Genomic DNA, 12,509 nt, shown 5'->3' on the forward strand with positions numbered 1-12,509 from the left:
GCTCCTCTCGTTGCCCCTTCCCTATCGCACGATAGCCGGACTGCAAACCGGCTTCGCAGGAGAGCGCGAAGGACGCCCAAGTTGACGAAGTTGACAGACTACATGTCAACTTTGCGCAAAGGGCCCGAAAGCAGGTGCGGGCGTCCGTCGGCCCGGGACAATTCGCCCTAGTTCCAGCCAGTTGCGGGGCGAAGATGAAGCCATGACGAAGGGTTTTACGCCCTGCTGTCCCTGTAGGACAGAGCACGTCCATCTTGCGTATGCAACACGAACGAAAACACCCCGGTGTTGCCACCGGGGTGCTTCGAAACATTGCCTTGCGGCGAGGGCTTAGTGGTGCGCGCCGTCTTCGATGACCGGGAGGGTCTCGAACTGGTGGAACGGCGGCGGCGAGGACAGCGTCCACTCGAGCGTGGTCGCGCCTTCACCCCAGTAGTTCCCTTCGGCCTTGCGACCGGCGATGAACGCGTAGGCGATGTTGATCAGGAAGATCACGATCGAGACGGCCATGATCTCGTAGCCGAACGAAGCGATCTTGTTCCAGTGCTCGAACGCCGGGGCGTAGTCGGGGTAGCGACGCGGCATACCCTGCATGCCCAGGAAGTGCATCGGGAAGAAGATCGTGTTCACCCCGACGAAGAACACCCAGAACTGCAGGTGGCTGAGGAATTCCGAGTGCCAGCGGCCGCTCATCTTCGGGAACCAGTAGTAGAACCCGGCGAAGAGCGAGGTCACCGCACCCAGCGACAGCACGTAGTGGAAGTGACCCACGACGTAGTAGGTGTCCTGCAGGTTGTCGTCGATGCCACCGTTCGCCAGCACGACGCCGGTAACGCCGCCCATGGTGAACAGGAAGATGAAGCCGATCGCCCAGACCATCGGCGACTTGAACTCGATCGAACCGCCCCACATCGTCGCGATCCACGAGAAGATCTTGATGCCGGTGGGGACCGCGATGACCATGGTAGCCGCGGTGAAGTACATCTTCGTGTTCACGTCGAGGCCGGTGGTGTACATGTGGTGCGCCCACACGATGAAACCGACGACGCCGATCGCGACCATTGCGTAGGCCATGCCGAGGTAGCCGAATACCGGCTTCTTCGAGAAGGTCGAGATGATCTGGCTGATGATGCCGAAGCCCGGCAGGATCATGATGTACACTTCGGGGTGGCCGAAGAACCAGAACAGGTGCTGGTAGAGGATCGGGTCACCGCCGCCGGCAGCATCGAAGAAGGTGGTGCCGAAGTTGCGATCGGTCAGCAGCATGGTGATCGCAGCGGCGAGAACCGGCAGCGACAGCAGCAGCAGGAACGCGGTCACGAGCACCGACCACACGAACAGCGGCATCTTGTGCAGGGTCATGCCCGGGGCGCGCATGTTGAAGATGGTGGTGATGAAGTTGACCGCACCCAGGATCGAACCGGCGCCGGCGAGGTGGAGCGAGAAGATCGCGAAGTCCACAGCCGGGCCGACCGAGCCCGAAGTCGAGAGCGGAGCATAGACCGTCCAGCCGGTGCCCGCGCCGTTGCCGGTGCCGCCCGGGAAGAAGGCCGAGGCCATCAGCGAGCAGAAGCCCGAGAAGGTCAGCCAGAACGACACGTTGTTCATGCGCGGGAAGGCCATGTCGGGCGCGCCGATCATGATCGGCACGAACCAGTTGCCGAAGCCGCCGATGATCGCCGGCATGACCATGAAGAACACCATGATCAGACCGTGCGCGGTGATCAGCACGTTCCACAGGTGGAGCTGCTGGTCGAAGCTGGGGTTCTTTTCACCCAGGAACTGGGCGAAGATACCCAGATACTGGATCCCCGGCTGCGCGAGTTCGGCGCGCATCATGCCCGAGACGGCGCCACCGATGATCCCCGCGAAGATCGCGAAGATCAGGTAGAGCGTCCCGATGTCCTTGTGGTTGGTCGACATGAACCAACGCGCGAAGAAGCTCGGCTTGTGGTCATGGTCGTGGGCATCGTCGTGATGCGCCCCGAAGTGTTCGTGGTCGGCTGGAATGGAAGCCATGGCTTGCGAACCTTGTCCTTGATTCTCTTACGCGGCCGGGGCGGCCGAAGCGTCCGCCGCGGGAGCGGCAGGCGCCGTGGCGGCAGCAGGCGTGACGGCGGGAGCGGCGGCCGGAGCAGCAGCGGGGGCGCCACCGACGGTGCCACCCTGGGCCTTGACCCACGCCTCGAACTTGGGACGCGGCAGGGCCTCGACGACGATCGGCATGTAGCCATGGCGAGCGCCGCACAGTTCCGAGCACTGGCCGTAATAGACGCCCGGCTCGTTGACGATCAGAACCTTCTCGTTGATCCGGCCCGGCACAGCGTCGAGCTTGAACCAGAGCGAGGGAACCGAGAACGAGTGGATCACGTCGGACCCAGTGGTCTGCAGACGGATCGGTTCACCCACCGGAACGACCATGCGCGCATCGGCACCAAGCTGCGGCGGCTCGCCACGCTTGAGCGCTTCTTCATCGGGCAGCATGTTCGAGATGACTTCGAAGCCGCCGTTGTCCGGATAGGTGTAGCCCCAGTACCACTGGTAGCCAGTGACCTTCACGGTCAGCGCGCCCTTGGGCGCGGGCTTGTACTGCTGGGCAAGGAGACGGATCGAAGGCACCGCGATCACCACCAGGATGAGCACGGGGACCAGCGTCCAGATCACTTCGATCAGCGTGTTGTGGCTGGTCTTCGACGCCACCGGATTCCGGCGGCGGTTGAACTTCGCCATCGCCACGAGCAGCAGCACGAGCACGAGGAACGTGATCGCGACGATGATCGGGAGGAGGATGTAGTCGTGCATCGCCAGGGCCTGCTTGCCCGTGGGCGAGTACTGGTCCTGGAACGTCACGCCACCATCGACGGGCATGCCCTTGCCGGCGGTAGGTTTCATCGGCACGTAGGCGCCATCGGCGGGCGCGGCCTTCGCAGCCTCGGCCGCAGGCGCCGCGGCGGGCGCAGCACTGGCGGAGACAGCCGGAGCGGGCGCGGCAGCCGTGGCTGCCATCGCCGCAAGGGCGAAGCTCAGCGCGGCAGCAAGGCCCAGGGTCCGGATCGCATTGCCCGCGAGGCGGGCGGTATCGGCAAGACTCATCGTCAAAAGTTCCGCTTTTCCCTGATTTGCGCTGTGCCAAAAAGGCGCGGGCGCAACCCCTCTAATTCCCTCGATTGGACCGGCCTATACGCGCCGTTGTCCCAACCCTCAAGCGGCTGGGCGCAGTTTTTTAGGGCAGCCCGAAAGTGTATAAAAGGCTTGCCGCCAGCCGGGTGGCGGGCCATGGCGGCGCGTCTATAGAAGGAGCCCGCCGCCCCTTGTGCGGCGCGTGATGGAAGCGCCATGTCGGAAGACGAAATCCTAGCCGAGTTCCGTGCAAGCCAGGCCCTGCTGGAGGGCCACTTCCTGCTGTCTTCGGGCCGCCACAGCGCGCATTACCTGCAATGCGCGCGCGTGCTGATGGACCCGATGCGCGCGTCGCGCCTTGCCACCGCGACCGCCGCCAGGATCCCGCGCGAGCTGCGCCAGCAGATCCAGAAGGTGGTCAGCCCGGCGATGGGCGGGGTGATCATCGGCCACGAGATGGGCCGCGCGCTGGGCGTGGAGGCTATGTTCGTCGAACGGCCGACCGGCACGTTCGAGCTGCGCCGCGGATTCGCCCTTAGCAAAGGTGACAGGGTGCTGCTGGTGGAGGACGTGGTCACCACCGGGCTTTCGAGCCGCGAGGCGATCGTCGCGATCGAGGCGGCCGGCGGCGAGGTGATCGCCGCAGCCTCGCTCGTCGACCGGTCGGGCGGCAGCGTCGATCTTGGCGTGCCGTTCTTCCCGCTCGTGGCTCTGAACTTCCCGACCTATGCGCCCGACGAAGTACCGGCCGATCTCGCCGCGACTCCGGCGATCAAGCCGGGCAGCCGGGCGCAGGCCTGATGGGCGCGCTCGCTCCGGGGCGCCTGCGCCCCAATTCGCTGCGGCTGGGCGTCAATATCGATCACGTCGCCACCATCCGCAATGCGCGCGGTGGCGATCACCCTGATCCGGTCCGCGCGGCCGAGATCGTCGCGTCTGTCGGCGGCGATGGCATCACCGCGCACTTGCGCGAGGATCGCCGCCATATCCGCGACGAGGATCTCGCCCGCATCCAGGCGGCGACCAGCCTGCCGCTGAACCTGGAAATGGCCGCGACCGACGAGATGCTGGCGATCGCGCTCAAGCATCGCCCGCACGCGGCCTGCATCGTGCCTGAGCGGCGCGAGGAGCGCACGACCGAGGGCGGTCTCGATGCCGCGGGCCAGCACAACCGGCTTGCCCCGATCGTTGCCCGACTGTCCGACGCGGGCATCCGCGTGGGCCTGTTCATCGCGCCCGAGGCGCGGCAGATCGAGGCGGCGATGAAGCTGGGCGCGCCGGTGGTGGAGCTGCACACCGGCGAATATGCCCATGCCACAGGCGAAGCGCGGGCGGTGGAGTTGAAGCGAATCGCCGACATGGCCGCACTTGCCGCGCGCAACGGGATCGAGCCGCACGCGGGCCACGGACTGACCTATGACAATGTGCAGGCCATTGCCGCGATCCCGCAGCTCGCCGAACTGAACATCGGGCACTACCTGATCGGCGAGGCGATCTTCACCGGGCTGGAAGCCGCGGTGCGGCGGATGCGCGAGCTGATGGACGAAGCGCGATAGAACCGGTGTCGGCACGATGATCATCGGCATGGGGTCCGACCTCTGCAACATCGAGCGGATCCAGGCCTCGCTCGACCGGTTCGGCGAGCGATTCGAAAACCGTGTGTTCACGGCCAATGAACGCGCCAAGGCGGCGCGGCGGCCCTTCACCAAGGCGGGCACGCTGGCCAAGCGGTTCGCCGCCAAGGAAGCGTTTTCCAAGGCGGTCGGCACCGGCTTTCGCGCCGGCGTGTTCATGAAGGACATCGGCGTGGTCAACGCCCCGTCGGGCGCGCCGACCCTTGCCCTCAGCGGCGGCGCGGCGGCGCGGCTGGCGGCGATCACGCCCGAGGGCCACGAGGCTGTGGTCCACCTGACGCTGACCGACGACCACCCCTGGGCGCAGGCCTTCGTGGTGATCGAAGCGCGGCCGGTGAAGGCGCCAGCGTGAGCGAGGAGCAGGTCTCCCCTTCCCCCGCCAGTCCTTCGTCCGGCGCGACGCAGGCCACCGAGGGGGCTGGTGCGGAAGCTGGCGAGGCCGCGATCAACTGGTGGGTGGAGCTGCGGGGCCTTGCGCTGATGCTGCTGGCAGTGATCGCGTTCCATTCGTTCGTGGCCAAGCCGTTCTACATCCCGTCGGGTTCGATGATGCCCAATCTGCAGATCGGCGATCGGCTGGTGGTGTCGAAATACCCCTATGGCTGGTCGTGGGTTTCGGCCTCGTTCCACGTGCTGCCGCGATCTTCGGCGCGGCTGTTCGGGCGCACGCCCGAATATGGCGACATCGTGATCGTGGTGCCGCCCAACACCGACGAGGACTATATCAAGCGCGTGGTCGCACTGCCGGGCGACCGGATCGCGGTGGTCAACGGGCAGATCGTGCTGAACGGGCGCAAGGTGCCGCAAGTGGTCGAGCCGCCGATCGAGCTGCCGGTCGATCCCAACCAGCCGTGCGAGCCGGAGGAATTCCCGGGCCTGCGCTTCCGCGCCGCAGACGGGCGGATGTTCTGCGAACTGCCGATCCTGCGCGAGACACTGCCCAACGGCGCCACCTATCGCATCATCGATCACATGCGCCAGCCGCTGGACGACTACCCCGAAACGCGCGTGCCCGAAGGCTATGTGTTCGTGATGGGCGACAATCGCGACCATTCGGCCGACAGCCGCGCGCCGGTGGAAGAGCGCGGCCTGGGCGGACCGGTGCCGCTGTCGAGCGTGGGCGGCCGCGCCGAATTCATCACCGCCTCGCTCGACGGCAGCGAAGGGTGGAACCCGCTGACCTGGTGGAAGGCCTTGCGCCCCGGGCGCGCGTGGACGAGATTGCGCCCCCAGATCGTGACGCCTCCCGGCGCATAATGAGAGCCTGAGCAGCGATGAGCGACGATAGCGGGCCAATCCCCCCGGGCGTGCCGACGCGGACCGGGCCGACCGACATCAGCGACGGCATGATTCGCGCCGAAGCGAAGAAGGCGGCGGTTTGGCTCGGCATGGCGGCGCTGATCGTGCTGGCGGTGTTCTTGGCACAGCCGCTGCTGGTCATCTTCGGCGGTGTGGTGTTTGCCGCACTGATCGACGGCGGCCAGCGGCTGCTCGGCAGGATCCTGCCCGTGCCGCGCGGCGTGCGCATCGCCATCGTGCTGCTGGCGGGCGTGAGCTTTGCCGCCTGGCTGTTCTATTCCGCCGGAAACCAGATCGCGACGCAGGCGGCGGAGCTGCCGGCAATCGTGAAGACGCAGGCGCAGCGCGCACTCGATTGGGCGCACAGCCGCGGGATGCTGATGGAACAGCCCGACTTCTCGCGCCTTGCCGGGCAGGTGATCGGCGGAGTCGGCCCCGTCACACGGGCGCTGGGCGGGATCTTCGGCGGGTTCACCACCGCGTTCCTGATCATGATCCTGGGCATCTACTTCGTGATCGAGCCCGACATCTACCAGCGCGGCTTTGCCTGGATGTTGCCAGTGGAGAATCGCGAGCGGTTTCACGGCACGGTGCGCCGGATGGGGAAGTCGCTGCGCATGCTGCTGTTCGGGCGGCTGATCGGGATGACCGTGGAAGGCGTCGCCACGTGGATCGCGCTGGCCGTCTATGGCGTGCCGATGGCCGCACTGCTCGGCATCCTGACCGGCCTGCTGGCCTTCCTGCCCAATATCGGCGCGCCCATTTCCGGCCTGCTGATGGTCATGGTCGGCTTTTCGGGTGGGACGACCATGGGCATCTACTGCATCGCGGTCTACTTCATCGTGCAGACGGTCGACGGCAACATCATCGTGCCGATGGTGGCCAAGCGCACCGCCGATCTCGCCCCGGCGCTGGTGCTGGGCGCACAGCTGATCTTCGGTGTGCTGTTCGGGATCCTCGGCCTTGCGCTTGCCGATCCGATCGTGGCGATGCTCAAGATCGCGCTGGAGCGGCAGGCCGAACACAACAAGCAAATGGCGACGACGGACCCGTAATCGATGGCTCGCAAGTTTCTCTATGGCGTGGCGCTACTGGTGGTGCTCGCGCTCGGCGCGTCGCTGGTGCTGCGCTTCTATTCCAAGGAGCTGACCCGCTTCGCCTTCGTGCCGCGCGGGACGTTCGAGGCGCTGGGCCCCCTGCCGGCGAATTTCTATACACGCGATGAAGCGTGGATATCGCGTCCCGGCGTCAGGGACGATCCGGCACAATTCCTGCCTGAAGGCGCGAAGCGCACGCCACCCGGACCCGCCTACGTGTTCTTCGCACATCCAACGAGCTATCTTGCCCGCGACCACTGGAACGGGCCGATCGACGACAAGGACGCGCGCTTTCGTGCCGACCTGTTCGTGCGCGGCATGGCGAGTGCGTTCAACGCAGCCGGGCCGGTCTACGTGCCGCGCTATCGCCAGGCGGCGTTCGGCGCGTTCCTGACCGATCGCCCGGAAGCGCGGCGCGCGCTCGACATCGCGCAAGGCGACCTTGCCCAGGCCTTCGATGCCTTCGTCGCGCAAGTTCCCGCCGGCGCGCCGATCGTCATCGCCGGGCACAGTCAGGGATCGCTGCAACTGCTGCGAATCCTGCAGGACAAGGTGCGCGGCAAGCCGATCGCGAAACGGGTCGTTGCCGTCTACCTGATCGGCTGGCCCATTTCGCCCAACCATGACCTGCCCCTGCTGGGCATGTCCGGCTGCACCCGCCCCGACCAGACCGGATGCGTGGCAAGCTGGATGAGCTTTGCCGAACCGGCGGACGCATCGCAGATGATGGAAGCCTGGATGGCGCAGCCCGGGCTCGACGGCAAACCGCGCGGCAGCAGTGCGATCCTGTGCTTCAACCCGTTGACCGGAACCGTTGGCGGAACGGCTCCCGCCTCGGCCAACATCGGCACGTTCGTGCCATCGGACGACTTGGCAAGCGGGAAGATCGTTCCGCGCGCGGTGCCGGCGCGTTGCGACGCAAAGACAGGGCTGCTGATGCTGGGCGACGCGCCGAAGATGGGGCCCTTCGTGCTGCCGGGCAACAACTACCACGTTTATGACGTGCCTCTGTTCTGGTCGAACCTGCGTGTCGACGTCGCCCGCCGCGAGGCCGCCTGGCTGGCGGCGCAGGGGCGCAAGTGATCACGACGTTCGCCCGCGACTTGCGCGATGCGCTGCCGCAGGGTGGCGTGCTGCTGGGGCTGGATACGGGGACCAAGACCATCGGGGTGGCGCTGTGCGATGCGGGATGGCGCTTCGCCACCGCAGGCAAGACGATCGTGCGGCGCAAGTTCACGCAGGACAAGGGCGTGCTCAAAGACCTGATCGCCGAGCGCGGCGTGGTGGGCATCGTCATGGGACTGCCGCTCAACATGGATGGCAGCGAAAGCCCCCGCAGCCAGGGCGCGCGGGCGATGGCAAAGAACCTTGAGGATATCGGCCTGCCGATACTGCTGTGGGACGAGCGCTGGACCACGCAGGCCGCCGAACGCGCCATGATCGAGCAGGATTTCAGCCGCGCCAAGCGCGCCGAGCGCATCGATTCGCATGCCGCCGCCCTGATCCTGCAAGGCGCGATCGACGCGATGGCGGGATCGGCGTTCTGACAATTTAGCCGGTCGATTAAATTTCTTGCCAAGCCCATTGGCTGCGCGCAGGAATTGTTCATGGCCAAGGATCAGGAACACGCCGCGCTCGTCTCGCGGATGATGCAGGACGATAGCTTCGACCCGCAACGCTGGGCGAAGATGATCAACTTTCGCGGACACAGCGGCTTTCTCGACATGCGGTACATCGCGCATGGGGACGACTGGATCGAGCTTGCCGTGCCATGGCGCGAGGATCTTGTCGGCGATCCGGAAACCGGAGTCATGGCGTCTGGGCCGATCATCAGCCTGCTGGACAACGCGACATCGATGTCCGCTTCTGCCCGGCTCAAGCGCTTCCGCCCGCAAGTGACGCTGGACCTGCGGATCGACTATGTCCGTGCGGCGGTGCCGGGGCGGACGATCGTTGCCCGCGCCGAATGCTATCAGACGACGCGGAGCATGGCTTTCGTGCGCGGCATTGCCCACGATGGCGACCTGACCGACCCCGTGGCCCACGCCGCCGGCATCTTCATGCTGGTCGAAGCCCCGCAATTCATGAAGGCCAAGTGATGGTGGCGCTCCCCCCCTATGCCCGCGCGATGGGCATGTTCGTTGTCGAGGCCCATGACTCCGCGGCCCCCGCATCGCCGGTCGTCGCGATGGATTTTTCCGAGTGCAACACCGGTCGCCCCGGCTTCCTGCATGGCGGCGCCATCGGCGGGCTGCTCGAGATGGCAGGCTTCGCCACGCTGCACGCCCACCTGGAGCGTGAAGGAATCGATGCGCAAGTTCGGCTGAAGCCGGTCAACATCAGCATCGAATACCTGCGCTCGGGGCTCCCGGAGCGGATATTCGCGTGCGGTGAAGTGGTGCGCGCCGGGCGGCGCGTGGCCAACGTGCGGGTCGAAGCCTGGCAGGCGGACAGATCCAAGTCGGTGGCAAGCTGCTGGATGAACTTCCTGATCGCGCCGAAGAAGGTGGCGGCCGAGTAGAGCCGTTATGGCTGCGGAAATCGCGATCGAGCGACTCCAGCGCAGCGACTTGCCCGCTGCCCTGCAGCTCCAGTCGGCGGCTTATCCGGCCTTCCTGGTCGAGGAGGAAGCCGCCTTCGCCAGTCGGATGGTGCTGCGCGCCTCGTACTGCCTTGCCGCGAAGCGCGACGGCAGACTGCTGGGCTATCTGCTGGCACATGGCTGGGTGGCGGGATCGCCGCCGCTTGTGGGCACGGTGCTTGCGGACCGAGAGCCGAGCGAAGTGCTGTTCCTGCACGATCTTGCGGTTGGCTCCGCGCTGCGCGGCCTCAAGATCGGGGACCGGCTGGTGGCGCGCGCCTTTGCGCTGGCCGCGGCGGATGGCCTTCGGCGCGCCGAACTGATCGCGGTCGAAGGCGCAGCGGACTACTGGCGCCGGCTGGGCTTTGCCGAGGAGGAGGCTTCAGAAGCGCTGCTCGCGAAAGTGCGAGGGTATGGCCCGGCGGCGCGCTGGATGACCGCGGCCATCCCGACGAGCGAGGCCGCCTAATCAGTCCGGCAGGCGGAGTTCGACGGTCAGACCTTCGGCCTTGGCGCCAACCGGCAGGCGAGCGGCATCGGCGCGAGCACGGGCCAGGATCGCCTGCGGTACCTGCCGGGGCGCGATCACGGCGTCGGCCTGCCCCAGCAGCCGGGCTTCGCGCAAGGTCAGGTCGTCGGGATCGAAGCTGCGCAGCGTGACGACGTGGTGTGCCACCGTGCCCTGCGCCGCGCCTTCGAGCCAGTCGGCCACGGAGCCCTCCGTCGCGTCGCGAAACGGATCGAGCGCGCCGCCTTCTTCGAGCGCGGCATCAAGCGCGCGGCGACGGTCGCTGCCGGTGGGAAACCGCGCCTTGAGCGCCGTACGCGCGGCGTAGAGGGCGTCGGCCAGTCGTCCCAGCCCCTGCGGCAACAGGCGTTCGAGGCGCAGGCGAACAGCCTTGGCGAGCCCGGCAGACGTGCCCGCAGTGCCGACCGCGATGATGACGGGATCGCGATCGACGATCGACGGCGTGGTGAAATCGCACAGCGCGGGGCGGTCGACCACGTTGACCAGCAGCCCGGCGCAGCGCGCGCGGATCGCGTCTGCCTGCGCGGAGGCTTCGTCTTCATGCGCGATGAAAGCGAGCCGCGCGCCCTTGTCGATCCCTTCGGCAAGATCGTCGAGGACGTGTGCCCCGGCGCGCTCGACCAGGCGGCGCTTGGCATCGGCCGCCTCGCCCTGCCCCAGCACCACGACCGGCTGGCCGGACAGGCGATGGAACAGGGGCAGGCTGCTCAACATCTCAGGCGAGCCAGTCCGGAACGCGCTCGGCGGCAAGGATCGTTGCCGGCTCGATGCGGTCGGCGACCACGGCCCACTTATCGCCATCGACCATGACTTCGGGCACCAGGGGCCGCGAGTTGTAGGTGTTGGCCATCGTTGCGCCATAGGCACCGGCGGTGCGGAACACGGCGAGGTCGCCGCGCTTCACGCTGTCGATTTCGCGGGCCATCGCGAAGGTGTCGCTCGATTCGCAGATCGGGCCGACGATGTTGGCGGTGAAGGTTTCGCCGGTGGGCTCGACCGCGGCGAAATCGTGCCACGCATCGTAGAGCGCGGGGCGCGCGAGATCGTTCATCGCGGCATCTACCACCACCCAGGGATTGGTCGCCCCTTCCTTGACGCGGACGACGCGGGTGACGAGCACGCCGGTGTTGCCGGTGATGACGCGGCCGGGCTCGAACATCAGCGTGACGCCCCAGTTGCCGGTAACGCGCGCGACCATCGCGGCGTATTCCTCTGGCTGCGGGAAGACCTCGCCGGCCTTGTAGGGCACTCCGATGCCGCCGCCCAGGTCCATGTGGGTGACGCTGTAGCCGGCGGCGCGGATGTCCTGCATCAGCGCGCCGACCTTGGTGAAGGCGGCTTCGAGCGGTTCGAGCTTCGACAGCTGGCTGCCAATGTGAAGGGCCAGCGCCCGCATCTGCAAGCCCTCGGTCTGGCTGAGGCGCGCGTAGATGGCGGCAGCGCGGTCGTATGGCACGCCGAACTTGTTCTCGGCCTTGCCGGTCGAGATCTTGCCATGCGTGCCGGCGTCGACGTCCGGGTTGACGCGCAGTGCGCAGGCCGCGGTCTTGCCGAGGCGGCGGGCGATCTCGGCGAGTTCGAGCCCTTCTTCCTCGCTTTCGAGGTTGAACTGGCCGCAGCCGGCTTCGAGCGCGCGGGCCATTTCGGCCTCGGTCTTGCCGACGCCCGAAAACACGATGCTGTCGGGCGCCATGCCGGCGGCCAGCGCGCGCTCCATTTCGCCGACCGAGACGACGTCGGCGCCGTAGCCTTCGGCCGCAAGCACCTTGAGCACCGCGAGGTTGGGGTTCGACTTGACCGCGAAAGCGATCCGCGCCGACGGCAGGACCGAAAGCGCATCGCGGAAGACGCGGGCGTGGCGGGTCAGCGTGGCGCGCGAATAGACGTAGACGGGGGTGCCGACTTCGGCGGCGATGCGCGGCAGGGGAACGTCTTCGGCGTGGAGCACGCCGGCGACCTGGTGAAAGTGATCCATCTGGAAACCTTGAAGAAAATCAGTTCTCGGGCGGCAGGTTGAAGGGATCGTCGCCCCTGTCCTGCGAACGGGCGCGCAGCTCCACGCTGCGTTCGGGCTTGGCCTGCACGGGCACCTTGAGCAGGTCGTCCGGATCCGGTTTGTCCGCACGGCCATAGGGTGCAGGCGGCAGCGCCTGGCCCGCGACCGGTTTCAGCTCTCGCCGGTTGCCGCACGCCGACAGCGCGAGGCCCAGCATGCCGAGCAACAGGATCGTGCGGGTGCGCGCCATGAC

General features: G+C 66.9%; 15 protein-coding genes. 10 read left to right on the forward strand and 5 right to left on the reverse strand.

The features are described from left to right. Positions 1-330: 330 nt before the first annotated feature. Entirely contained in the window at positions 331-2,019 is a 1,689-nt protein-coding gene (gene ctaD, locus AACH40_RS13525) for a cytochrome c oxidase subunit I (protein WP_338642858.1), read from the reverse strand. A gap of 27 nt (positions 2,020-2,046) precedes the next feature. Continuing rightward, positions 2,047-3,093 (reverse strand): cytochrome c oxidase subunit II, encoded by a 1,047-nt coding sequence (gene coxB, locus AACH40_RS13530; RefSeq protein WP_338642859.1) that lies wholly within the window; start codon positions 3,091-3,093, stop codon positions 2,047-2,049. Between the two features lie 243 nt (positions 3,094-3,336). On the opposite strand from coxB, the gene pyrE reads away from it, so the two are divergent. The 10 genes from pyrE to AACH40_RS13580 are packed head-to-tail and all read left to right on the forward strand — an operon-like array spanning position 3,337 to position 10,200. Next, positions 3,337-3,921: an orotate phosphoribosyltransferase gene (gene pyrE / locus AACH40_RS13535; protein ID WP_169491793.1), complete on the forward strand. Its 585-nt coding sequence runs from the start codon at positions 3,337-3,339 to the stop codon at positions 3,919-3,921. Continuing rightward, a complete protein-coding gene (locus AACH40_RS13540) occupies positions 3,921-4,676 on the forward strand; it encodes a pyridoxine 5'-phosphate synthase (RefSeq protein ID WP_338642860.1) in 756 nt (251 codons plus the stop codon). The genes pyrE and AACH40_RS13540 overlap by 1 nt, the downstream gene beginning before the upstream one ends. Positions 4,677-4,692: 16 nt before the next feature. Continuing rightward, the gene (acpS, locus tag AACH40_RS13545) at positions 4,693-5,106 is read left to right on the forward strand and encodes a holo-ACP synthase (protein WP_338642861.1); all 414 of its coding nucleotides are present in this window, start codon (positions 4,693-4,695) and stop codon (positions 5,104-5,106) included. After that, positions 5,103-6,011: a signal peptidase I gene (gene lepB, locus AACH40_RS13550; RefSeq protein ID WP_422394859.1), complete on the forward strand. Its 909-nt coding sequence runs from the start codon at positions 5,103-5,105 to the stop codon at positions 6,009-6,011. The genes acpS and lepB overlap by 4 nt, the downstream gene beginning before the upstream one ends. Positions 6,012-6,028: 17 nt before the next feature. Continuing rightward, positions 6,029-7,108, forward strand: a complete 1,080-nt coding sequence (locus AACH40_RS13555) for an AI-2E family transporter (RefSeq protein WP_338642862.1) — start codon at positions 6,029-6,031, stop codon at positions 7,106-7,108. 3 nt (positions 7,109-7,111) lie between these two features. Next, entirely contained in the window at positions 7,112-8,233 is a 1,122-nt protein-coding gene (locus AACH40_RS13560; RefSeq protein WP_338642863.1) for a DUF3089 domain-containing protein, read from the forward strand. Then, a complete protein-coding gene (ruvX, locus tag AACH40_RS13565) occupies positions 8,230-8,697 on the forward strand; it encodes a Holliday junction resolvase RuvX (RefSeq protein ID WP_338642864.1) in 468 nt (155 codons plus the stop codon). Before AACH40_RS13560 ends, ruvX begins: the two co-directional genes overlap by 4 nt. Before the next feature lie 60 nt (positions 8,698-8,757). Beyond that, the gene (locus tag AACH40_RS13570) at positions 8,758-9,249 is read left to right on the forward strand and encodes a PaaI family thioesterase (protein WP_169491787.1); all 492 of its coding nucleotides are present in this window, start codon (positions 8,758-8,760) and stop codon (positions 9,247-9,249) included. Then, positions 9,249-9,671 (forward strand): PaaI family thioesterase, encoded by a 423-nt coding sequence (locus AACH40_RS13575; RefSeq protein ID WP_169492090.1) that lies wholly within the window; start codon positions 9,249-9,251, stop codon positions 9,669-9,671. Before AACH40_RS13570 ends, AACH40_RS13575 begins: the two co-directional genes overlap by 1 nt. Before the next feature lie 7 nt (positions 9,672-9,678). Further along, a complete protein-coding gene (locus AACH40_RS13580; protein ID WP_338642865.1) occupies positions 9,679-10,200 on the forward strand; it encodes a GNAT family N-acetyltransferase in 522 nt (173 codons plus the stop codon). On the opposite strand, the gene AACH40_RS13585 is transcribed toward AACH40_RS13580, so the two are convergent. From AACH40_RS13585 to AACH40_RS13595, 3 genes are read right to left on the reverse strand one after another with little or no spacing between them, the layout of a single operon-like run. Then, entirely contained in the window at positions 10,201-10,974 is a 774-nt protein-coding gene (locus tag AACH40_RS13585) for a precorrin-2 dehydrogenase/sirohydrochlorin ferrochelatase family protein (protein WP_338642866.1), read from the reverse strand. 1 nt (position 10,975) lies between these two features. Beyond that, positions 10,976-12,235 carry a diaminopimelate decarboxylase gene (gene lysA, locus AACH40_RS13590; protein ID WP_169491784.1) on the reverse strand — a complete coding sequence of 420 codons (1,260 nt, stop codon included), beginning with the start codon at positions 12,233-12,235 and terminating at the stop codon, positions 10,976-10,978. 19 nt (positions 12,236-12,254) lie between these two features. Beyond that, positions 12,255-12,506 carry a hypothetical protein gene (locus tag AACH40_RS13595; protein WP_338642867.1) on the reverse strand — a complete coding sequence of 84 codons (252 nt, stop codon included), beginning with the start codon at positions 12,504-12,506 and terminating at the stop codon, positions 12,255-12,257. Between the last annotated feature and the right edge of the window lie 3 nt (positions 12,507-12,509).

The sequence above is a fragment of the Novosphingobium olei genome (genome assembly GCF_037076535.1).
Lineage (GTDB): Bacteria > Pseudomonadota > Alphaproteobacteria > Sphingomonadales > Sphingomonadaceae > Novosphingobium > Novosphingobium olei.